Origin of the sequence: Streptomyces sp. NPDC001717, assembly GCF_042892775.1 — a bacterium.
Classification (GTDB): Bacteria; Actinomycetota; Actinomycetes; order Streptomycetales; family Streptomycetaceae; genus Streptomyces.
In genome coordinates this window covers 135,791-154,980 of record NZ_JBIAUK010000009.1, presented here as the reverse complement: position 1 = coordinate 154,980, position 19,190 = coordinate 135,791, and the positions used below count along the sequence as shown (strand labels likewise).

General features: G+C 72.1%; 17 protein-coding genes and 1 pseudogene. 12 read left to right on the top strand and 6 right to left on the bottom strand.

All coding sequences use genetic code 11. From position 1 onward, the window contains the following. The first annotated feature begins 10 nt into the window (after window positions 1-10). The 4 genes from ybeY to ACFYZL_RS17975 all read left to right on the top strand — a co-directional run bounded on the left by ybeY (window position 11) and on the right by ACFYZL_RS17975 (window position 2,684). Window positions 11-508: an rRNA maturation RNase YbeY gene (gene ybeY, locus ACFYZL_RS17990; protein ID WP_384755399.1), complete on the top strand. Its 498-nt coding sequence runs from the start codon at window positions 11-13 to the stop codon at window positions 506-508. Next, window positions 505-1,809, top strand: a complete 1,305-nt coding sequence (locus ACFYZL_RS17985) for a hemolysin family protein (protein WP_384755402.1) — start codon at window positions 505-507, stop codon at window positions 1,807-1,809. The genes ybeY and ACFYZL_RS17985 overlap by 4 nt, the downstream gene beginning before the upstream one ends. Further along, window positions 1,806-2,168 carry an MmcQ/YjbR family DNA-binding protein gene (locus ACFYZL_RS17980; RefSeq protein ID WP_384755405.1) on the top strand — a complete coding sequence of 121 codons (363 nt, stop codon included), beginning with the start codon at window positions 1,806-1,808 and terminating at the stop codon, window positions 2,166-2,168. Before ACFYZL_RS17985 ends, ACFYZL_RS17980 begins: the two co-directional genes overlap by 4 nt. A 159-nt stretch (window positions 2,169-2,327) precedes the next feature. Next, window positions 2,328-2,684, top strand: a complete 357-nt coding sequence (locus tag ACFYZL_RS17975; RefSeq protein ID WP_384755406.1) for a cytidine deaminase — start codon at window positions 2,328-2,330, stop codon at window positions 2,682-2,684. Window positions 2,685-3,262: 578 nt separating this feature from the next. On the opposite strand, the gene ACFYZL_RS17970 is transcribed toward ACFYZL_RS17975, so the two are convergent. Next, complete coding sequence (locus ACFYZL_RS17970) at window positions 3,263-4,597, bottom strand: MFS transporter (RefSeq protein ID WP_384758922.1); 1,335 nt, start codon at window positions 4,595-4,597, stop codon at window positions 3,263-3,265. A 71-nt stretch (window positions 4,598-4,668) separates the two neighbouring features. On the opposite strand from ACFYZL_RS17970, the gene ACFYZL_RS17965 reads away from it, so the two are divergent. The 4 genes and pseudogenes from ACFYZL_RS17965 to era all read left to right on the top strand — a co-directional run bounded on the left by ACFYZL_RS17965 (window position 4,669) and on the right by era (window position 9,336). Next, window positions 4,669-5,694, top strand: coding sequence for a GlxA family transcriptional regulator (locus ACFYZL_RS17965; protein WP_384758919.1), 1,026 nt, complete (start codon window positions 4,669-4,671; stop codon window positions 5,692-5,694). Window positions 5,695-5,827: 133 nt separating this feature from the next. Next, a complete protein-coding gene (locus ACFYZL_RS17960) occupies window positions 5,828-7,144 on the top strand; it encodes a beta-xylosidase (protein ID WP_384758916.1) in 1,317 nt (438 codons plus the stop codon). A gap of 53 nt (window positions 7,145-7,197) precedes the next feature. Next, window positions 7,198-7,881: pseudogene (locus tag ACFYZL_RS17955) on the top strand (WxL protein peptidoglycan domain-containing protein); the annotation flags it as partial. A gap of 504 nt (window positions 7,882-8,385) precedes the next feature. Continuing rightward, window positions 8,386-9,336, top strand: coding sequence for a GTPase Era (gene era, locus ACFYZL_RS17950; RefSeq protein ID WP_376660479.1), 951 nt, complete (start codon window positions 8,386-8,388; stop codon window positions 9,334-9,336). 21 nt (window positions 9,337-9,357) lie between these two features. Here the strand turns inward: era and ACFYZL_RS17945 are convergent, their stop codons facing one another. From ACFYZL_RS17945 to ACFYZL_RS17930, 4 genes are all read right to left on the bottom strand, one after another. Beyond that, window positions 9,358-10,026 carry an SAM-dependent methyltransferase gene (locus ACFYZL_RS17945; protein ID WP_388679908.1) on the bottom strand — a complete coding sequence of 223 codons (669 nt, stop codon included), beginning with the start codon at window positions 10,024-10,026 and terminating at the stop codon, window positions 9,358-9,360. Between the two features lie 165 nt (window positions 10,027-10,191). Beyond that, window positions 10,192-10,998 (bottom strand): GNAT family N-acetyltransferase, encoded by an 807-nt coding sequence (locus tag ACFYZL_RS17940; protein WP_388679905.1) that lies wholly within the window; start codon window positions 10,996-10,998, stop codon window positions 10,192-10,194. Window positions 10,999-11,040: 42 nt separating this feature from the next. Further along, a complete protein-coding gene (locus ACFYZL_RS17935) occupies window positions 11,041-11,310 on the bottom strand; it encodes a protealysin inhibitor emfourin (protein WP_384753773.1) in 270 nt (89 codons plus the stop codon). 10 nt (window positions 11,311-11,320) lie between these two features. After that, window positions 11,321-12,394 (bottom strand): M4 family metallopeptidase, encoded by a 1,074-nt coding sequence (locus ACFYZL_RS17930; RefSeq protein WP_384753770.1) that lies wholly within the window; start codon window positions 12,392-12,394, stop codon window positions 11,321-11,323. 366 nt (window positions 12,395-12,760) lie between these two features. Between ACFYZL_RS17930 and leuA the strand changes: the two genes are divergently transcribed. Then, window positions 12,761-14,524: a 2-isopropylmalate synthase gene (leuA, locus tag ACFYZL_RS17925; RefSeq protein WP_384753767.1), complete on the top strand. Its 1,764-nt coding sequence runs from the start codon at window positions 12,761-12,763 to the stop codon at window positions 14,522-14,524. 85 nt (window positions 14,525-14,609) lie between these two features. Here leuA and ACFYZL_RS17920 read toward each other — a convergent pair whose 3' ends face one another. Then, the gene (locus ACFYZL_RS17920) at window positions 14,610-15,368 is read right to left on the bottom strand and encodes an SDR family NAD(P)-dependent oxidoreductase (RefSeq protein ID WP_384753764.1); all 759 of its coding nucleotides are present in this window, start codon (window positions 15,366-15,368) and stop codon (window positions 14,610-14,612) included. A 153-nt stretch (window positions 15,369-15,521) separates the two neighbouring features. Here ACFYZL_RS17920 and ACFYZL_RS17915 point away from each other — a divergent pair, with 153 nt between their 5' ends. The 3 genes from ACFYZL_RS17915 (at window position 15,522) to recO (ending at window position 19,180) form a co-directional block, all read left to right on the top strand. Next, window positions 15,522-16,217 (top strand): TerB family tellurite resistance protein, encoded by a 696-nt coding sequence (locus ACFYZL_RS17915; protein ID WP_384753761.1) that lies wholly within the window; start codon window positions 15,522-15,524, stop codon window positions 16,215-16,217. 620 nt (window positions 16,218-16,837) lie between these two features. Then, window positions 16,838-18,349: a nucleobase:cation symporter-2 family protein gene (locus ACFYZL_RS17910; RefSeq protein WP_384753759.1), complete on the top strand. Its 1,512-nt coding sequence runs from the start codon at window positions 16,838-16,840 to the stop codon at window positions 18,347-18,349. 84 nt (window positions 18,350-18,433) lie between these two features. Beyond that, window positions 18,434-19,180, top strand: a complete 747-nt coding sequence (gene recO / locus ACFYZL_RS17905) for a DNA repair protein RecO (protein WP_376660470.1) — start codon at window positions 18,434-18,436, stop codon at window positions 19,178-19,180. The last annotated feature ends 10 nt before the right edge of the window (window positions 19,181-19,190 follow it).

The following is a 19,190-nucleotide window of genomic DNA, read 5'->3' as shown; positions in this document are numbered from 1 at the left end:
CCAGCGCACCATGTCGATCGACGTCAACAACGAGTCCGGAACCGAGGTCGACGAGCAGGCGATCCTCGACATCGCCCGCTACGCGCTCACCCGGATGCGGATCCACCCGCTGTCCGAGCTCTCCGTCATCGTCATCGACGAGGACGCGATGGAGGAGCTCCACATCCAGTGGATGGACCTGCCCGGACCCACCGACGTCATGTCCTTCCCGATGGACGAGCTGCGTCCGCCGGCGAAGGACGACGAGGAGCCCCCGCAGGGGCTCCTCGGTGACATCGTGCTCTGCCCCGAGGTCGCCAAGAAGCAGGGCCAGGAAGCCCCGACGCAGCACTCCATGGACGAGGAGCTCCAGCTCCTGACCGTCCACGGGGTGCTGCACCTGCTCGGCTACGACCACGAGGAGCCGGACGAGAAGGCCGAGATGTTCGGTCTCCAGGCGGCCATCGTCGACGGCTGGCGCTCCGAGCGAGGCATCACCGGTCCGTCGCCGGCCCCGACCGTCTCGTGAACGCCCCCCAGCTGATCACCGGAGCGGTGCTGCTGGTCGTGGTCGCCTGGTTCGCGGCGTGCGCGGAGTCCGGGATCGCCCGGATCTCCGGCTTCCGCGCGGAGCAGGCCGTACGGGAGGGGCGGCGCGGTAGCGCGAAGCTCGCCCAGGTCGCCGCGGACCCCACCCGCTACCTGAACGTGGCACTGCTGGTCCGCGTCACCTGCGAGATGGCGGCCGGGGTGCTGGTCACCTACGTCTGCCTCGACGAGTTCGGCGAGACCTGGACGGCGCTGCTCGTGGCCATCGCCGTGATGGTGCTGGTCTCCTTCGTCGCCGTGGGCGTCTCCCCGCGCACGATCGGCCGCCAGCACCCCCTGAACACCGCGACGGCCGCCGCGTACGTCCTCGTACCGCTCGCCCGGGTCATGGGACCGATCCCGCAGCTGCTGATCCTCATCGGCAACGCGCTCACGCCCGGGAAGGGCTTCCGCAAGGGGCCGTTCGCCTCCGAGGCCGAGCTGCGCGCCATGGTGGACCTGGCGGAGAGGGAATCGCTGATCGAGGACGACGAACGGCGCATGGTGCACCAGGTCTTCGAGCTCGGCGACACGCTGGTGCGCGAGGTGATGGTGCCGCGCACCGACCTGATCTGCATCGAGCGCTACAAGACGGTCCGTCAGGCGACCACGCTCGCCCTGCGGTCCGGTTTCTCGCGCATCCCGGTCACCGGGGAGAACGAGGACGACATCGTCGGGATCGTCTACCTGAAGGACCTGGTCCGCAAGACCCACATCAGCCGCGAGGCCGAGGCCGACCTGGTCTCGACGGCGATGCGGCCCGCCGTCTTCGTGCCCGACACCAAGAACGCGGGCGACCTGCTGCGGGAGATGCAGCAGGTGCGCAACCACGTGGCGGTGGTCATCGACGAGTACGGCGGCACGGCCGGCATCGTCACCATCGAGGACATCCTGGAAGAGATCGTCGGCGAGATCACCGACGAGTACGACCGGGAGCTCCCGCCCGTCGAGGAGCTCGGCGAGAACCGCTACCGGGTCACGGCCCGGCTCGACATCACCGACCTGGGCGAGCTGTTCAAGGTCGAGGCGTTCGACGACGAGGACGTGGAGACGGTCGGCGGCCTGCTGGCCAAGGCTCTCGGCCGGGTGCCGATCGCGGGGGCCACGGCCACGGTGGAACTGCCCGACGGGCGACCGCTGCGGCTGACGGCCGAATCACCGGCGGGACGCCGGAACAAGATCGTGACGGTGCTCGTGGAGCCGGTGGTCGCGGCGGCGGGCGAGGGCGAGGAGGGCGAATGACCCCGGAGCAGCTGCGCGCGTTCTGTCTGGGCTTCAACGCGGCGGTGGAGGAGTTCCCCTTCACGCCGGAAACCTCGGTGTTCAAGGTGCTGGGGAAGATGTTCGCGCTGTCCGCGCTGGACGCCGAGCCGCTGAAGGTCAACCTCAAGTGCGAGCCGGAGCTCGCGGTCCGGCTGCGGGAGGAGCACGAGGCGATCGCGCCGGGCTACCACATGAACAAGCGGCACTGGAACACGGTGACGGTGGGCGGGCCGGGCGGGCTGCCGGACGAGATGGTCCGGGAGCTGGTGGAGGACAGCTACGACCTGGTGGTCGCCGGCCTGCCGAAGGCGGAACGGCTGAAGCTCGACCGGGCGTGACGGGTCGAAGGTCCTGTGGGTAAGGGACCTTCGGAACGCGGGAAGCCCTTATCCGCCGCTTAGGTTTGGGGTGCCCCAGGGGGAACGGGGCATGGAGGGGAGGGTGCCCCGGCGGGGTCGTTGCACGGCCCGGCCGGGGCGCTCCATATGCTTTCGCCCATGACCGACAGCACCGGGATCGACCCCGAGGACACCAAGATCATCACGCTCGCGCGCAGTGCACGGGCCCGCAACGGAGTGCCCGAGGGGGCGGCCGTGCGCGACGAGACCGGCCGCACGTACGTCGCCGGGACGGTGGAGCTCGACTCCCTCAAGCTGAGCGCGCTGCAGACCGCGGTCGCCATGGCCGTCGCGAGCGGGGCGCGGTCGTTGGAGGCGGCGGCCGTCGTCTCCGCCGTCGATGCCCCGGCGGAGGCCGATCGTGCGGCCGTGCGCGACCTCGGGGGCCCGGACACCCCGGTCCTGCTGGCCGCCCCGGACGGCACCCTGAAGTCGACGACTCCGGCCGGCGCGTAGCCTCCGGCGGCGGCCCGTTGCGGCTGCGGCGCCGTACCGCGGCGCCGTCGGGGTCGGGTGTGCGGCGATCCCCCGCGGGGACGTCGAACGCCGGTGCTCGGCGGGGCGCCCCCCCCACTTGGCACTCCCGCGTCGTCGGGGTCGGGTGTGCGGTGGGGCGCCCCCGCAGGGCGTCGAACGAAACCCGCTCGTGTTGCCGGTGCGGCATTGGGTTCGACGCCCGAGGAGGTGCCCCGGCGCGCGCCCGGCCCCGACGGCCCTTCGCGTGCGGGCCGCCCCGGGGTGCCGCTGCGCGGGGCCGTCCCCTACCCGCCCTTCCACCGTTCCCCGGGCTCCGCCCGGACCCGTTCTGGGGCTCCGCCCCAGACCCCGCGCCTCAAACGCCGGCGGGGCTGGATGGTGCCGGCGGGGCTGGGTCTGACCTGCTGGGGTGGATGCGTCCGCTGCTGGACTTGCCCCGGGGGCCATTCGGTCCGCACCTGGCGGACGGAAGCAGCCGAATTCAGCCTCGCCGGCGTTTGAGGCGCCGCCGGAGGCAATCGGCCCCGCAGGCGATCGAGGCGCCGCCGGGCGTGGCTTCAGGCGCCGGACGGGCGGGGGTGTTCCGGGGCCGGGCCCGCCAAGGGCCGAAGGCGGCGGATGGTCATCGACATCAGCGCCGCCACCGCGCACAACGCCCCCGACGCGTACCAGACCAGGTCGTACGAGCCGAAGGCGTCCCGCGCCAGGCCGCCGAGGAAGGCGACCACCGCCGCGCCGACCTGGTGGGAGGCCAGGACCCAGCCGAAGACGATCGCGCTGTCCTCCCCGTACTGCTCCCGGCACAGGGCGATGGTCGGCGGGACGGTCGCCACCCAGTCCAGGCCGTAGAAGACGATGAAGAACACCAGCGGCGGCCGCACCTCCGGCGCCAGCAGCATCGGCAGGAAGAGCAGCGAGATGCCGCGCAGGGCGTAGTACACGGCCAGCAGGCGCCGGGCGTCGAAGCGGTCCGTGAACCAGCCGGAGGCGATCGTGCCGACGACGTCGAACACTCCGACCACCGCGAGCAGTCCCGCGGCCGCCGTCACCGGCATGCCGTGGTCGTGGGCCGCCGGTACGAAATGGATCCGGACGAGGCCGTTGGTGGAGGCACCGCAGATCGCGAAGGTGCCCGCCAGCAGCCAGAAGGGGCCGGTCCGGGCCGCCTTGAACAGGACGGTCACGGCCCTGCGCGCCGCGCCCGGGACCGGTGCGGGCTTCGCCGCGTACGTGCCCCCGTACGGGGCGAGGCCCACGTCCGCCGGGTGGTCGCGCAGCAGCAGCCACACGAAGGGGACCACGGCCAGGGCGGAGAGAGCCACCGTGATCGCGGCCGGGCGCCAGCCGTGGTGTTCCACCAGCCAGGACAGCAGCGGCAGGAAGACCAACTGGCCGGAGGCGCCCGCGGCGGTCAGGATGCCGGTGACCAGCCCGCGCCGCGCGGTGAACCAGCGGTTGGTCACCGTCGCCGCGAAGGCGAGGGCCATCGAGCCGCTGCCCAGGCCCACCAGCACGCCCCACAGCAGCACCAGTTGCCAGGCGGCGGTCATCCACACCGTGGCCGCGGAGCCGCAGGCTATGACGGTCAGGGCGACCGCGACGACCTTGCGGATGCCGAAGCGGTCCATCAGCGCCGCGGCGAAGGGCGCGGTGAGCCCGTAGAGCGCGAGGTTCACGGAGACGGCGAGGCCGATCGTGCCGCGCGACCAGTCGAACTCCTCGTGCAGCGGCTCGATGAGAAGGCCGGGCAGGGAGGCGAAGGCGGCCGCGCCGATGATCGTCACGAAGGCGACGGCCGCGGCGAACCAGGCGCGGTGGACGCGGCCGGCCCGGCGGGGGGCGACAGGGGCGTCGGTGGAGGTGGGTCCGGGTGTTGGTGCTGTCTGCGTCACGTAGGCAGCTTCCGGGCCGCGGTGCCCTCCGCGACAGTGGCCCGACCGACATGCTTCGCTACGATCGGGCCATGAAGCCGCATCGCGTCGCCGTCCTCGCGCTCGCGGGCCTGCTGCCCTTCGAGCTCGGCATCCCGCACCGGATCTTCGGCTACTCCCGGGACGCGGAAGGGCGCGCCCACTACGAGACCCTCACGTGTGGTCTGCGGCCCGGACCGGTGTCCACCAACGCCGACTTCGCGGTCCACGTCGAGCACGGCCCCGAACTGCTCGCCACGGCCGACACCGTCGTGGTGCCGGCCTCGTACGAGCTCGGCCCGGTCCACGAGAAGGGCGTCCTGACCGACGAGCTGGCGGCGGCCCTCGCGCACATCCGGCCCGGCACCCGCCTGGTCTCCATCTGCACCGGCGGCTACGTCCTGGCGGCGGCCGGATATCTGGACGGTCACCGGGCCACCACCCACTGGGCGTACGCCGAGCACTTCCAGCGGCTCTTCCCGGCCGTACGGGTCGACGCGAACGTGCTGTACACCGACGACGGGGACGTCCTGACCTCCGCCGGTGTCGCCTCCGGCATCGACCTGTGCCTGCACATCGTGCGGCGCGACCACGGCGCGGCCGTCGCCAACGACGTGGCCCGGCGCACCGTCGTACCGCCGCACCGGGAGGGCGGGCAGGCCCAGTTCATCGAGCGCCCGGTGCCGCAGCCGCAGTTCGCCGGAACGGCGGCGGCCCGGGCGTGGGTGATGGACCGGCTGCACGAGCCGGTCAGCCTCGGCGACCTGGCCCGGCGGGAGGCGGTGTCCGTACGGACCTTCACCCGCCGGTTCCGGGAAGAGGTGGGCGTCAGCCCGGGCGAGTGGATCACGGCGCAGCGGGTGGAGCGGGCCAGGCAGCTGCTGGAGCAGACCGACCTCCCGATCGAGAGGGTGGCGCGGGAGGCGGGCTTCGGGACGGCCCAGTCGCTGCGCAAGCACGTGCAGGCGGCACTCGGCGTCAGCCCGACCGCCTACCGGCGCACCTTCCAGGCCTCGGGCGGAGCCGACGGGCACGGGCGCGAGCGCGGGCATGGGCGCGGGCACGCTGTCATCTCCTGATGGGCCATCAGTTGGTGCGGAGGCCGTGCATTGACTTCTCCCGCCCGCCGCTCGTGAATGGCCCCCTGCGGAGCGGAGGGGGCGGGCAGTGCGAAAAGGGGCGCGGAACCGAAGATGGTCGGCAGCCGTCGGCATGGCGGTGCTCGCCGCGACGACCGGGGGCGCCCTGAGCGCACCGGCCGCGGCCGAGGGGGAGACCCCGGTCGGCCAGGTGGAGTTCCCCACGCACTGCCTGCCGCCCCAGGAAGCCGGACTGCCGCCCGCCGACGGACCGACCACCGCCAAGATCACCGTCGACAACCCGGCGCCGCAGGTCGGCGACACCGTCACGGTGACCTACCAGGTGGCCCGCACTCCCGCCGTGAACCCCGTCGGCGCCGAACTCCCCGCCGACGCCCTGACCCCGACCGGGCGGGTGCTGCTCTCCGGCGCCCAGAGCGGCGAGGTCACCGTGGTCGGCGCCGCGCGCAACGACCCCGTCCCGGCCGGGGCGGCCCTGCCCGCCGTCACCATGACCGGCACCTTCACCGTCACCGCCCCGGGGCAGACGGCCCTCGCCCCGGGCGGCTACACCCTGCACACCAGCCACCCGCTGGGCCTCGACACCGTGTGCACCCCCGCCGCAGAGGGGCCGTCCGGGGTGCCGGTCTCGGCCCGGCTCACCGCGAGCGACCTGCCCACGGCCAACCTGCGCAGCGTCTTCCTCGCCGCTCCCTCCGGGAGACCGGGTGCCGGGGTCAAGGTCACCGCGGCCGGCTTCGCCCCGGGCGCCGCGGTGACGGTCGCCGGGCGGGCGGGCGCCGCGGAGACAGCCGACCGGGTCACCGCCACCGCCGACGAGCACGGCGTGGCGGTGGCGGAACTGCCGGTCAAGGACAGGGCCACCACGGCGGTGGTCGCCTACGAGGGCCCGGCCTGGACGGCGAAGCGGGGCTCGGGGCCGGCTGCGTACGCGGTCGTCGACGCGGCGCCGGCGGGCGCGGCGGCCGCCACGGCGACCGCCGAGCAGCGGGTCACCGCCACCGTCGAGCCGGGCACCCTGTCCATGACCCAGACCGGCGAGGACATCACCCTGGGGGCGGTCCCGTACGGCGACGGGGGCGCCGCGCCCGGCCGCATCGGCACGGTCACCGTCACGGACGCGCGGGGCGGGCCGGCCGGATGGTCCCTGATCGGCAAGGTCACCGACTTCACGGGGCCGGGCGGGGTCCGCATCCCGGGTGCGTCGCTGTCCTGGACGCCGGTGTGCGTGGCGGCGCCGGGGAGCGCGAGTGCGTGTGCGGCGGGCAGTGCGGGGGTGGTGGGGCCGGAGGGTGCGGTGCTGGCGTCCACGGGTGACGCCGCGCTGGTCGGCGGGACCTTCACCGTCGACGCGGCGGTCACGCTCCAGGTGCCGCGGTACACCCCGCCGGGCGCGTACACGGCGGTCCTGACGCTGACCCTCTCGTGACGCCCCGGCTGCCGCTGCGCGGGGCGTCTCCCACCCCACCCCTTCCCGAAACCATGGGCTCCGCCCCCGGCCCCCCGCCCCGGGGCTCCGCCCCGCCCCCGGACCCCCGCGCCTCACACGCCGGCGGGGCTGGATTTGTCCCCGGCGGAGCTGAGGTCGCCCTGCGGGCAGGGGAGCCGCACCTGGCGGACGGCAGCAACCGAAACCCAGCCCCTCCCGCGTTTGAGGAGCGGGGCCCGGGGCGGAGCCCCGGTTTGGGGAAGGGGCGGGGTGGGGGAAGGCCCCGCGCAGCGGCGCCGAGGTCCGGCGGCGGGCGGCTCCGGCGGCTCTTGGGGGCCCTGTTCGGCGGCCTGGCCGTGGTGGTGGGGCTGGTGGGCGGCGCGGCCGGGGTGGCCGGGGCCGCCGACAACGGGCAGTGGTCCGTGCTGCCGGCGGCCAACGCCGTCGGGCAGCGGCCGTACTTCTACCTCGCGGCCGCCCCCGGCGCGGCCGTCACCGACGCCGTCACCCTCGCCAACCGAACCGACCGCCCCCGCACCTTCCGCCTCTACGCCGCCGACGCCTACAACACCGCCCGCGACGGCGGCTTCGCCCTGCGCGGGCCCGACGAGCCGCGCCGGGCCGCCGCCGCGTGGGCGCGGCTCGACCGGGAGAGGGTGACCGTCCCGGCCCGGAGTGCGGTCAGCGTCGGGTTCACCGTCACCGTGCCCGAGCGGGCCGAACCCGGCGACCACCCCGGCGCGATCGTCGCCATGGAGGACCGCCCCGCCCCCGCCGACGCGCTGGGCATCGCCAAACAGGGAATCGGGATCCGGCAGGCCGTCGCCGCCCGGCTGTACCTGCGGGTGACCGGTCCGACGGCCCCCGCCCTCGCCGTCGAGGGGGTCCGGGTCGAGGGGAAGGGCTCCCGCGCGGAGGTCTCGTACACGCTCCACAACATCGGCAACGTCACCCTGCGGCCGCGCGCCGAGCTCACCGCCACCGGGGCCCTGGGCCGGACCCTGGCCGCCGGCCGCCCGCTCGCAGGACTTCCCTCGGAACTGCTGCCGGGTCAGGAAGTGCGGCTCGGCGCCCGCTGGGACGGCCCGCCCGCCGTGGAATGGGCCGAGGTGACGATCCGGGCCCGGGCGGAGGGGGCCACGGCCCGGGGCGGCGCGGACTTCGCCGCGCATCCGCCGCTCACGGCCATCGTGGCCCTCGTCACCGTGGTCTGGTCGGCGCTGGGAGCCGCATCGGGGAGAATGGCCCGTATGAGCGATCGTTCCCCCGAGTCCACCGGCCCGCACCGTGCGGGCTTCGCCTGCTTCGTCGGCCGCCCCAACGCGGGGAAGTCGACCCTGACCAACGCACTCGTGGGCACCAAGGTCGCGATCACCTCCAACCGGCCGCAGACCACCCGCCACACGGTCCGCGGCATCGTGCACCGCCCCGACGCCCAGCTCGTGCTCGTCGACACGCCCGGCCTGCACAAGCCGCGCACGCTGCTCGGCGAGCGGCTGAACGACGTCGTGCGGACCACCTGGGCCGAGGTCGACGTGATCGGCTTCTGCCTGCCGGCCGACCAGAAGCTCGGCCCCGGCGACAAGTTCATCGCGAAGGAACTCGCGGCGATCAAGAAGACCCCCAAGATCGCCATCGTGACCAAGACGGACCTGGTCGAGTCGAAGGCGTTGGCCGAACAGCTCCTCGCCATCCACCAGCTCGGCGCGGAGCTCGGCATCGAGTGGGCGGAGATCGTGCCCGTCTCGGCCGTCGGCGACACCCAGGTCCAGCTGCTGGCCGACCTGATCGCGCCGCTGCTGCCGGAGAGCCCGCCGCTGTACCCGGAGGGCGACCTCACCGACGAGCCCGAGATGGTCATGGTCGCGGAGCTGATCCGCGAGGCCGCCCTGGAGGGCGTGCGCGACGAACTGCCGCACTCCATCGCCGTGGTCGTCGAGGAGATGATCCCTCGGGAGAACCGCCCGGCGGACCGCCCGCTGCTGGACATCCACGCGAACGTCTACATCGAGCGGCCCAGCCAGAAGGGCATCATCATCGGCCCGAAGGGCTCCCGCCTGAAGGAGGTCGGGATGAAGTCGCGCAAGCACATCGAGGCGCTGCTCGGGACCCCGGTCTTCCTCGACCTCCACGTGAAGGTCGCCAAGGACTGGCAGCGGGACCCCAAGCAGCTCCGCAAGCTCGGCTTCTAGGAGTCCGACGGCCCCCGCCGGCTAGCGGAGGCGGCGGACCTTGAGCACGTTGTCGTAGCCGGGGCCCGGGCGGTCGGCCTCGGCGCCGACCCGGGCGTGCTCCGCGCAGACCAGGACCTCCCAGTGGTCCTCCGTCAGCTCCAGGTCCGCCAGGACCTCCTGCGGGGTGGGGAAGTGCAGCTCCGGGTGCGGGTTCTCGGCCCCGTGCTCCCAGCCGCCGTGGCCGCCCACCAAGAGCACCCCGCCCGGGGCGACGGCCGCCGCGGCCGTGCGCAGGATCCGTTCGCGGGGCATGTCGCCCGGGCTGTGCAGGAAACAGGCGGAGACCAGGTCGAACTCTCCGGCGGGGAAGGACTCCCCGAGGTCGTGGTGCTCGAAGGCGATCCGGTCGCCGACGCCCGCCTCGGCGGCGTGCTCGGCGGCCCGGCCGAGGGCGACCTTGGAGATGTCGACGCCGGTGACCCGCCACCCCTTCCGGGCCAGCCAGACGGCGTCCGCGCCCTCCCCGCAGCCGAGGTCCAGCGCTCGGCCGGGGGCCAGGTCCTCGGCCTCCCGGAGCAGGAGCGCGTTCGGATTGCCGCTCCAGATCCGGGTGCTCTCGCTGTAGCGGCCGTCCCAGAACTCCGCCTCTCCGGCGGGCTCACCGGCGCCGGTGTGGGCGTGGGTGTGGGCGTGCTCGTGCTCGTGCATGGGGCCTTCTTCCGGTTCGGGCTCGGTCGTCCGGTCTACGTCCTCCGATGCTCCGCCCGGCGCCCGGGATCCGGCAAACCCTGTTGCCGATCCGGCAAATCCGATCCGGCCCGATCCGGCGAACCCCATCCGGCGAACCCGATCCGGCGAACCCAGCCCTGGAGGCTAGGCCTCCGGGGGCTCCGCGATCAGGGCCGTCGCCACCCGGCGGAAGCCGATGCGGCCGTAGATGCGAGCCACGTCCTCGTCGCCCGCCGAGAGGAAGACGGTGCGCGCCCCCAGCTCCAGGGCGCGGGCGACCAGGGCCGCGGTGACCGCGAGGGCAAGGCCCTGGCGGCGGGCCGACGGGAGGGTGCCGACGCCCACCACCTCGGCGACGTCGCCGACGGGGTTGTACTGGCCCGCGCAGAGCACCACGCCGTCGCGGACGGCGGCCGCCAGGGCGGTGGTGCCCGCCGCGATCTTCCCGGCCACCCGGGCCCGGCCCTCCTCGGCCCACGGCTCGGCCGTCTTCGCCGCCAGTTCCGCCGGACCGGCCTCGCCGACCGCGGTCCCGGGGGCCGCGAAGGCCAGGGCCGGGACCGTCACCGCCGCCTTCAGCAGCGGGTCGTCCGCGCCGAGCAGTCGTACGTCGGGATGCGCGGAGAGGGGGACCGCCCCGGCGCCCAGCACCATCAGCGGGTGTGCGTGGACGTGCAGTCCCGCCGCCTCCACCGGTCCCCGCAGCGAGGGGGTCGTTTCGGCCACCCATTCGAAGGATTCGGGGACCTTCAGCTCCCGCTGCCGGGCCAGGACCCGCTCCACGTCCGCCACGGTCGCGGCGGAGCCGCCGAGCGCGGGCCGCGCGTAGTACGGCCAGCCAGCGCCCTCCTGGACGAACAGGGTCAGCGGGCCGAAGTCCTCGGCCCGCGCACCGCCCACCCGGGGCACCGTGTCGTAGTACCGCTCCAGCGAGTCCAAGATCGTGGTCATCCCGGCATCCAACCAAAGGGGGGCTTCCGGAGCACCCTCTTATCAGGCCCCTTCCTTCAGGACCCGTGAGATCAGCGTGCGCTGCGCGTCCGAGAGGTGCGGGTCGTGGCAGGACACCGTCCGCCCGTCCACCGTGATCTCGTACGAGAACCCGTCCCGCACCCCCTCCGGCGCGTGCCTCGGCGAGGTGGGCCCCAGCGCCAGATGGGCCAGGGCCCGCCACTCGTCCTCGTCCGGCCGGCCCGAGGTGTCCACCTCGGCCCGTCGCTCGATGCCCGCGAAGCCGCCCGTCCGCACCACCTGAATCCGCATGGCAGCCGTCCTACCCCACGAGCGGCACTCCCACCACCGACCACGCCTTCTGCAGCGCCCGGTGCTCGGCGCCGCCCTCCCCGTACCGGGCCGCGGCCGCCGCGGTGGACAGCCGGGCGAAGTCCGTGAACTTGGCGTTCGAGGCCAGCTGCCCGCCCGTCAGGGTGTCGTACCAGATCTGCCCGGCCCGCTCCCAGGCCTTGCCGCCCAGTTCGGTCGCCGCGACGTAGAAGGCGTGGTTGGGGATGCCGGAGTTGATGTGCACCCCGCCGTTGTCCCGGTTGGTGTTCACGTAGTCGTCCATGGTGGCCGGCTGCGGGTCCTTGCCGAGCTCGTCGTCGTCGTACGCCGTCCCCGGAGCCTTCATCGAGCGCAGGGCGACCCCGGTGACGTTGGGGCCCAGCAGGCCGGCGCCGATCAGCCAGTCGGCCTGTTCGGCGGTCTGGTCCAGGGAGTACTGCTTGATCAGGGAGCCGAAGACGTCCGACATCGACTCGTTCAGGGCGCCGGACTGCCCGAGGTACGCCAGGTTCGCCGTGTACTGGGTGACCCCGTGGGTCAGCTCGTGCCCGATGACGTCGATCGACACCGTGAAATCGAGGAAGAGGTCCCCGTCGCCGTCCCCGAAGACCATCTGGCGGCCGTCCCAGAAGGCGTTGTTGTAGTCCTCGCCGTAGTGGACGCTCGCGTCGAGCGGGAGCCCGGAGTCGTCGATCGAGCGGCGCCCGAAGCCCTGCCGGAACAGTTCGTACGTGGCTCCGAGCCCCGCGTACGCGCGGTTGACGGTGGCGTCCTTGTCCAACGGGTCGCCCTCGACGCGCACCTTCTTCCCGGGCAGCCGGGTGCGGTGCTGGGCGTCGTAGATCGTCCGGTCCGGTCCGTCGGAGGTGGGCGCTTCGAGTGCGGGGGCGATCCCGCGGACGGTGGTGACCCGGCGCCGGGTGCGCAGCATGGCGTCGTGTTCGAGGGTGCTCTGGGCGAGGTCGGCGCGCCGGGAGTCGGCGGACTGGGCGGCCTTGTCGAGCAGGTGGGGCGGGACGACGGTGCAGAAGACGGGATGACGGCGGGCATTGAAGGCATTCATGCCCGAAACGGTGGCAGCGGGTCATGGTCGTGTCACTACCCGCGACCATGATTCATTCGCATGTCCGAAAGTCGTGGCGTCGGATTGACGGATCAAACGGACCTTCCCGGAAGGAAAGAGTCTTGGCTCACATTAGGTACAAATCGGACAGGGCGGTCTTGCATACTGAAACAGGTCCTCGCGTTACGGCGCGGCTCGGCTAGGCTCGGCCCATCATGCGTTTCGGGCTGCTTCTCCTTAGCTGCCGCGGCGAGGGTCTGTAGTCGTAGGCCGACCCCCTCCCCGCGGAGTTTGGTGTTGCGGTTTTTACGACCGCCGTCGGCCGTTCCAGCGAACTACACGCGGACACGCGAGGAGCCCAACGCCATGAGCCAGCAGCCTTTTGTCGGTCGCCCCACGCCCATCACCAACGCGACCCACACCCAGAAGTCCTCCGGGATGCCGATCCACAAGTACGGCCAGTACGAGCAGGTGGACATCCCCGACCGCACCTGGCCGGACGCCCGCGTCACCAAGGCTCCCCGCTGGCTCTCCACCGATCTGCGCGACGGCAACCAGTCGCTGATCGACCCGATGACCCCCAGCCGCAAGCGCGAGATGTTCGACCTGCTGGTGCGCATGGGCTACAAGGAGATCGAGGTCGGCTTCCCGTCCTCCGGCGAGACCGACTTCGCCTTCGTGCGCTCCATCATCGAAGAGGGCGCGATCCCGGACGACGTCACCATCTCCGTACTGACCCAGGCCCGCGAGGACCTGATCGAGCGGACCGTCGAGTCGCTGATCGGCGCCAAGCGCGCCACCGTGCACCTGTACAACGCGACCGCCCCGACCTTCCGCCGGGTCGTCTTCCGCGGCTCCAAGGAGCAGATCAAGCAGATCGCCGTCGACGGCACCCGCCTGGTCATGGAGTACGCCGAGAAGCTGCTGGGCGACGAGACCGTCTTCGGCTACCAGTACAGCCCCGAGATCTTCACCGACACCGAGCTGGACTTCGCCCTGGAGGTCTGCGAGGCGGTCTGTGACGTGTGGCAGCCGTCCGAGGGCCGCGAGATCATCCTGAACCTGCCCGCCACCGTGGAGCGCTCGACTCCCTCCACCCACGCGGACCGCTTCGAGTGGATGGCCCGCAACCTGACCCGCCGCGAGCACATCTGCATCTCCGTGCACCCGCACAACGACCGCGGCACCGCAGTCGCCGCCGCCGAGCTGGCCCTGATGGCCGGCGCCGACCGCATCGAGGGCTGCCTGTTCGGTCAGGGCGAGCGCACCGGCAACGTCGACCTGATCACGCTGGGCATGAACCTGTTCTCGCAGGGCATCGACCCGCAGATCGACTTCTCCCAGATCGACGAGATCCGCCGCACCAGCGAGTACTGCAACCAGATGGAGGTCCACCCGCGCCACCCCTACGCGGGCGACCTGGTCTACACCGCCTTCTCCGGCTCCCACCAGGACGCCATCAAGAAGGGCTTCGACGCCATGGAGGCCGACGCGGCCGCCCAGGGCAAGACCGTCGACGACATCGAGTGGGCGGTCCCGTACCTGCCCATCGACCCCAAGGACGTCGGCCGCTCCTACGAGGCGGTCATCCGGGTCAACTCGCAGTCCGGCAAGGGCGGCATCGCGTACGTCCTGAAGAACGACCACAAGCTGGACCTGCCGCGCCGCATGCAGATCGAGTTCTCGCGGATCATCCAGGCCAAGACCGACGCCGAGGGCGGCGAGGTCACGCCGAAGGCGATCTGGGAGATCTTCTCGGACGAGTACCTGCCCAACCCCGAGAACCCGTGGGGCCGCATCCAGCTGCGCTCCGGCTCGACGACCACCGACAAGGACGGCACCGACACGCTGACCGTCGAGGCGGTCGTGGACGGGATCGAGACGGTCCTGAACGGCACCGGCAACGGTCCGATCTCGGCCTTCTTCGACGCGCTGGCCGACATCGGCGTCGACGCCCGCCTGCTGGACTACACCGAGCACACCATGAGCGAGGGCGCCTCCGCCGTGGCCGCCTCGTACATCGAGTGCGCGATCGACGGCCGGGTCCTGTGGGGCATCGGCATCGACGCCAACACCACCCGCGCCTCCCTGAAGGCGGTCATCTCCGCCGTCAACCGCGCGGGCCGCTGATCCACCCGCACGTGAACCCCGCTCCTCCCTCGTGGAGGGGCGGGGTTCCGTCGTTCCGGGTTCCGCCGTTCCCGGGGCCGCCGTCTCAGCGGGCCAGGTAGCCGCCGTCCACGGGCAGCACCACGCCCGTCACGAACGAGGCCGCGTCCGAGGCCAGGAAGGCGATGACCCGGGCCACCTCCTCCGGCTCGCCGAGCCGGCCCATCGGATGCGCCGCGGAGATCTCCGCGAGGTACTCCGGACCGCCCGGCTCGTCGTCCAGCGCCAACACCCGCTCCGTACGGATGGTGCCGGGCGCCACCGCGTTGACCCGGATCCCGCGGTCCGCCCACTCCACCGCGAGGTGCTTGGTGAGCCCCGACGCCACGAACTTCGCCGGCCCGTACGCGGCCTGTCGCGCCTGCCCGGCCACCCCCGAGATCGAGGACACGCAGACCAGCGCCCCGCCGGGCCGCTCCTGCGCGATCATCGCCTCGATGGCGTACTTGCACGTCAGGAACATGCCGCGGCCGTCGACCGCCATGACGTGGTCCCAGTCCGCGGGCGTGGTCTCCCGTACATCCGAAAGAGGGAGCACGCCGGCGTTCGCCACGGCGACGTCGAGCCGCCCGTAGGCCTCCACGGCGGCGGCGACCATCGCGCGGTTGGCCTCCGGAACGGACACGTCGCCGCTCACCGTCGTGATGGCGAACCCCTCGTCGGCGAGCGACGCGCGCAGGCGCTCGACGCCGGGGCCATTGATGTCGGCCGCGGTGACCCGGGCCCCCGCGCGGGCCAGCAGCGTGGCGGTGGCCCGGCCGATCCCGCTCGCGGCGCCCGTCACCAGGCAGGACTTCTCGTTCATGGGGCAGACCCTAGGGCTCGGAGGCAGGGGCGCGGATCGGCCAAGTCCGCGCGGCGACACATGTTGTCCTGTCACACGACTGACGCGGCCTCACCCATGTGGCTAACATCACGCCAACCCGGCGATGTTGCCGGAAGGTTACGGAGGTGCGACGTGCTGCCAGTTCGGGGTGGGGACGGCCGGAAGCTGACGGTCTGGGGCACCCGTACCACCTGGAGCACCGTGGGCGACGGGGAGTTCTTCTGCCCGTCCTGCGGTGGCGACCGCAACTACCGCAGGCGCACGGGGCGCCGCCGGTTCACCGTCCTCGGCGTCCCGCTGCTGCCGCGCGGGCAGGCCGGGCCGATCGTCGAGTGCCAGGGCTGCCGCGAGCGCTTCGACACCGAGGTCCTGGAGCACCTGACCACCGCCCGCTTCACGGCGATGCTGCGCGACGCCGTGCACACCGTGAGCCTCGCCGTGCTCGCGGCCGGCGGAACGGCCTCGCGCGGGGCGCTGGAGGCCGCGGCGGGCGCCGTACGGGCCGCCGGGTTCCCCGAGTGCACCGAGGAGCAGCTGGAGGCCCTCGTGGCCGCGCTGACCGCCGACGAGGGCCGGCTCGGGCTGTACGACGTACCGGAGTGCTGCGGGGCCGCCCTCTCGATCGAGCTCCACGAGGCCCTGGAACCGCTGGCGCCGCATCTCGCGGGCCCGGGCCGCGAGTCGATCCTGCTGCAGGGCGCTCGCATCGCGCTCGCGGACGGCCCGTACACCCCGGCCGAGCGCGAGGTGCTCTCCACCGTCGGCGCGGCGCTGCGCATCGACGTCGACGAGGTGGGGCGGCTGTTGTCGGCGGTACGCGCTCCGTAGTCGTCCGCATCTGCACGGTGACGCCCGAACCCTTGGGGTTCGGGCGTTTTCGTGTTCCCGGACGGTCACATCCGCTCAGCGGAGCAGATCCGTCCGAAACAGACGTGCCGGGAGGTAACGATCCGGCCTCACGGGGGCGATTTAGAGCCTCGTGAACGTCCTGTGAACGCCGGAATCACGTCATCCACACAGGATCGGTCCACCAGGTGGACGGTCGACGGGCATGGTTCGACTTCGCGAATCCGAACGTCGGCGAACTCCTTATCCGCAGCTCACACCCTGTGTGCTTCGCGGGTGCAGCCCCGGAGCGGGCACTTCCGCGTGCCGTTTCGCATAGCCCCGCCGGGTGGGTCCGCACCACTGGAGAAACCTACAGATCCGAAGTCACCAGAGGTCAACAATTTGTGTAAGTCGACGATATCTGTGAGGCCTCCCACAGGCGTTCAATTCCGGTCACACGACAAGACGGCGCCGGAAACAGGGCCCGGCTTGGATGCAACGCAACAGCGTGAACGTGAACGCACTGAAACCCTGGCGGATCAACGGGATAACGGACCCACTTCGCCCAGGGATAACCAGATCTCCTCTCAATTACCTACCTCTTGAAGGGCAAGGCAGAGATGGCACGTGTCGCCGCCCGGCTTTCCACCAGTGGAGAGCAGAGCACGCACCCGGTCGACGAGGTGCTCCCCCTCCCCAAGCTCGCGCTGTACGGCTTCCAGCACGTACTCGCGTTCTACGCCGGCGCGGTGATCGTCCCGATCATCGTCGGCAGCGCGCTCAAGCTGAGCCCTGAACAGCTCGTCTACTTGATCAACGCAGACCTCTTCACCTGCGGTATCGCCTCGATCATCCAGGCCTTCGGCATCGGCAGGATCGGCGCGCGACTGCCGCTGATCCAGGGCGTGACCTTCACGGCCGTGTCCCCGATGATCGCCATCGGCCTCGGTGCCGGCGGTGGAACCGCGGCGCTCCTGGTCATCTACGGCGCCGTCATCACGGCGGGCATCGCGACCTTCGCGTTCGCCTGGCTGCCGGCAGGCGCCTTCAAGGCCGTCATGCGGCTCTTCCCGCCGGTGGTCACCGGCACGGTCATCACGGTGCTCGGCATCGTGCTGATCCCGGTCGGCCTCAAGGACGCGGCCGGCGGCGTTCCGACGCTCGCCGACGGCGGTGTGCCGACGCAGCTGGCCTACGCCGGCGGCACCATGCTCTTCATCCTCGTCCTGATGAAGTTCGGCGGACCGTTCCTGCGCAGCATCAGCATCCTGCTCGGCCTGGTCGGCGGTACCCTCGCGGCCTTCGTGCTGGGCGACGCCAAGTTCGGCAACGTCGGCCAGTCCGACTGGGTCGGCATCACCACGCCCTTCCACTTCGGCGCCCCGAAGTTCGAATGGTTCCCGATCTTCCTCATGCTGATCGTCATGCTGATCACCATGGTCGAGACCACCGGTGACACCTACGCCGTCGGCGACATCGTCGGCAAGGAGGTCGACAGCGAGGTCGTGGCCCGCGCCCTGCGTGCCGACGGCGCCGCGACCGCCCTCGGCGGCATCCTGAACTCCTTCCCGTACGTCGCCTTCGCCGAGAACGTCGGCCTGGTGCGGATGACCAAGGTCAAGAGCCGCTTCGTGGTCGTCGCCGCGGGTGTGTTCATGATCATCCTGGGTCTGCTGCCCAAGGCCGCCGCGATCGTCGCCTCCGTCCCGCCGGGCGTCCTCGGCGGCGCGGCCACCGTGATGTTCGGCATGGTCGCCCTGGCCGGTATCCAGACCCTGGCCAAGGTGGACCTCAAGGAGGAGAAGAACGCGCTGATCGTGGGCGTCTCGCTGGCTCTCGCGCTCTTCCCCGCCACCGTCCCGCTCTACTTCGACAAGCACGTGAGCCCCGACGCGTCCTCGCTGCTCAACAGCGGTGTCACCCTCGGTGCCACGGCCGCCATCGTCCTCAACCTGATCTTCAACGGACTGGCCAAGGACGACGCCCACGACGCCGTCAAGACCGAGCTCCCCGCCCAGCCGGTCTCGGCCCCCGCCGGCGCCGAGAAGGCGGACGACGCGGACGAGACGGACGACGCCGACAAGGCGGCCTCCGCGAAGAAGGCGGACACGGCGGAGACCACCGCCTCCTGATCCTCCCAAGGGGTGCCGACCCCTCGTCCGGACGCTCATCCGGACGAGGGGTCAGCGCTGTCCCCCGTACGGGAGAATGGGCGCATGAGTCTGTTCCGCGACGACGGCATCGTGCTGCGCACCCAGAAGCTGGGTGAGGCGGACCGCATCATCACGCTCCTCACCCGCGGTCACGGACGGGTGCGGGCCGTCGCGCGCGGCGTCCGGCGCACCAAATCGAAGTTCGGGGCCGGGCTGGAACCTTTCTCCCACGCCGACGTGCAGTTCTTCGCCCGGGGCAGCGAGTTGATCGGCCGCAGCCTGCCGCTCTGCACCCAGACCGAGATCATCGCCCCGTACGGCAACGGCATCGTCACCGACTACGCCCGCTACACCGCCGGCACCGCGATGCTGGAGACCGCCGAACGCTTCACAGAGAACGAGGGCGAGCCCGCCGTACAGCAGTACCTGCTGCTCGTCGGCGCCCTGCGCACCCTCTCCCGCGGCGAACACGAACCGCACCTCATCCTCGACGCCTTCCTGCTGCGCTCCCTCGCCGTCAACGGCTACGCGCCCAGCTTCCAGGACTGCGCGAAGTGCGGCATCCACGGCCCCAACCGGCACTTCTCCGTCGCCGCGGGCGGGGTCATATGCGGGGACTGCCGCGTGCCGGGCAGCGTCGTACCCTCGTCGGAGGCCATCGCCTTGCTCAGCGCCCTGCTGACGGGCGACTGGGGGTACGCCGACGCGTGCGAGGCGCGTCACGTGCGGGAGGGCAGCGGGCTGGTCTCGGCCTACCTGCACTGGCATCTGGAGCGCGGGCTACGCTCCCTGCGATACGTCGAGAAATAGGAGCTGGGCA

Bases quoted from the DNA above. Each gene is read 5' to 3' on its own strand.
- ACFYZL_RS17940 (WP_388679905.1), bottom strand. From the start codon at position 10,998: ATGACCACGATCTTGGACTCGCTGGAGCGGTACTACGACACGGTGCCC.
- ACFYZL_RS17980 (WP_384755405.1), top strand. From the start codon at position 1,806: ATGACCCCGGAGCAGCTGCGCGCGTTCTGTCTGGGCTTCAACGCGGCG.
- ACFYZL_RS17975 (WP_384755406.1), top strand. From the start codon at position 2,328: ATGACCGACAGCACCGGGATCGACCCCGAGGACACCAAGATCATCACG.
- ACFYZL_RS17910 (WP_384753759.1), top strand. From the start codon at position 16,838: ATGGCACGTGTCGCCGCCCGGCTTTCCACCAGTGGAGAGCAGAGCACG.
- leuA (WP_384753767.1), top strand. From the start codon at position 12,761: ATGAGCCAGCAGCCTTTTGTCGGTCGCCCCACGCCCATCACCAACGCG.
- ACFYZL_RS17935 (WP_384753773.1), bottom strand. From the start codon at position 11,310: ATGCGGATTCAGGTGGTGCGGACGGGCGGCTTCGCGGGCATCGAGCGA.
- era (WP_376660479.1), top strand. From the start codon at position 8,386: ATGGCCCGTATGAGCGATCGTTCCCCCGAGTCCACCGGCCCGCACCGT.
- ACFYZL_RS17920 (WP_384753764.1), bottom strand. From the start codon at position 15,368: ATGAACGAGAAGTCCTGCCTGGTGACGGGCGCCGCGAGCGGGATCGGC.
- recO (WP_376660470.1), top strand. From the start codon at position 18,434: ATGAGTCTGTTCCGCGACGACGGCATCGTGCTGCGCACCCAGAAGCTG.
- ACFYZL_RS17965 (WP_384758919.1), top strand. From the start codon at position 4,669: ATGAAGCCGCATCGCGTCGCCGTCCTCGCGCTCGCGGGCCTGCTGCCC.
- ACFYZL_RS17960 (WP_384758916.1), top strand. From the start codon at position 5,828: ATGGCGGTGCTCGCCGCGACGACCGGGGGCGCCCTGAGCGCACCGGCC.
- ybeY (WP_384755399.1), top strand. From the start codon at position 11: ATGTCGATCGACGTCAACAACGAGTCCGGAACCGAGGTCGACGAGCAG.
- ACFYZL_RS17930 (WP_384753770.1), bottom strand. From the start codon at position 12,394: ATGAATGCCTTCAATGCCCGCCGTCATCCCGTCTTCTGCACCGTCGTC.
- ACFYZL_RS17945 (WP_388679908.1), bottom strand. From the start codon at position 10,026: ATGCACGAGCACGAGCACGCCCACACCCACGCCCACACCGGCGCCGGT.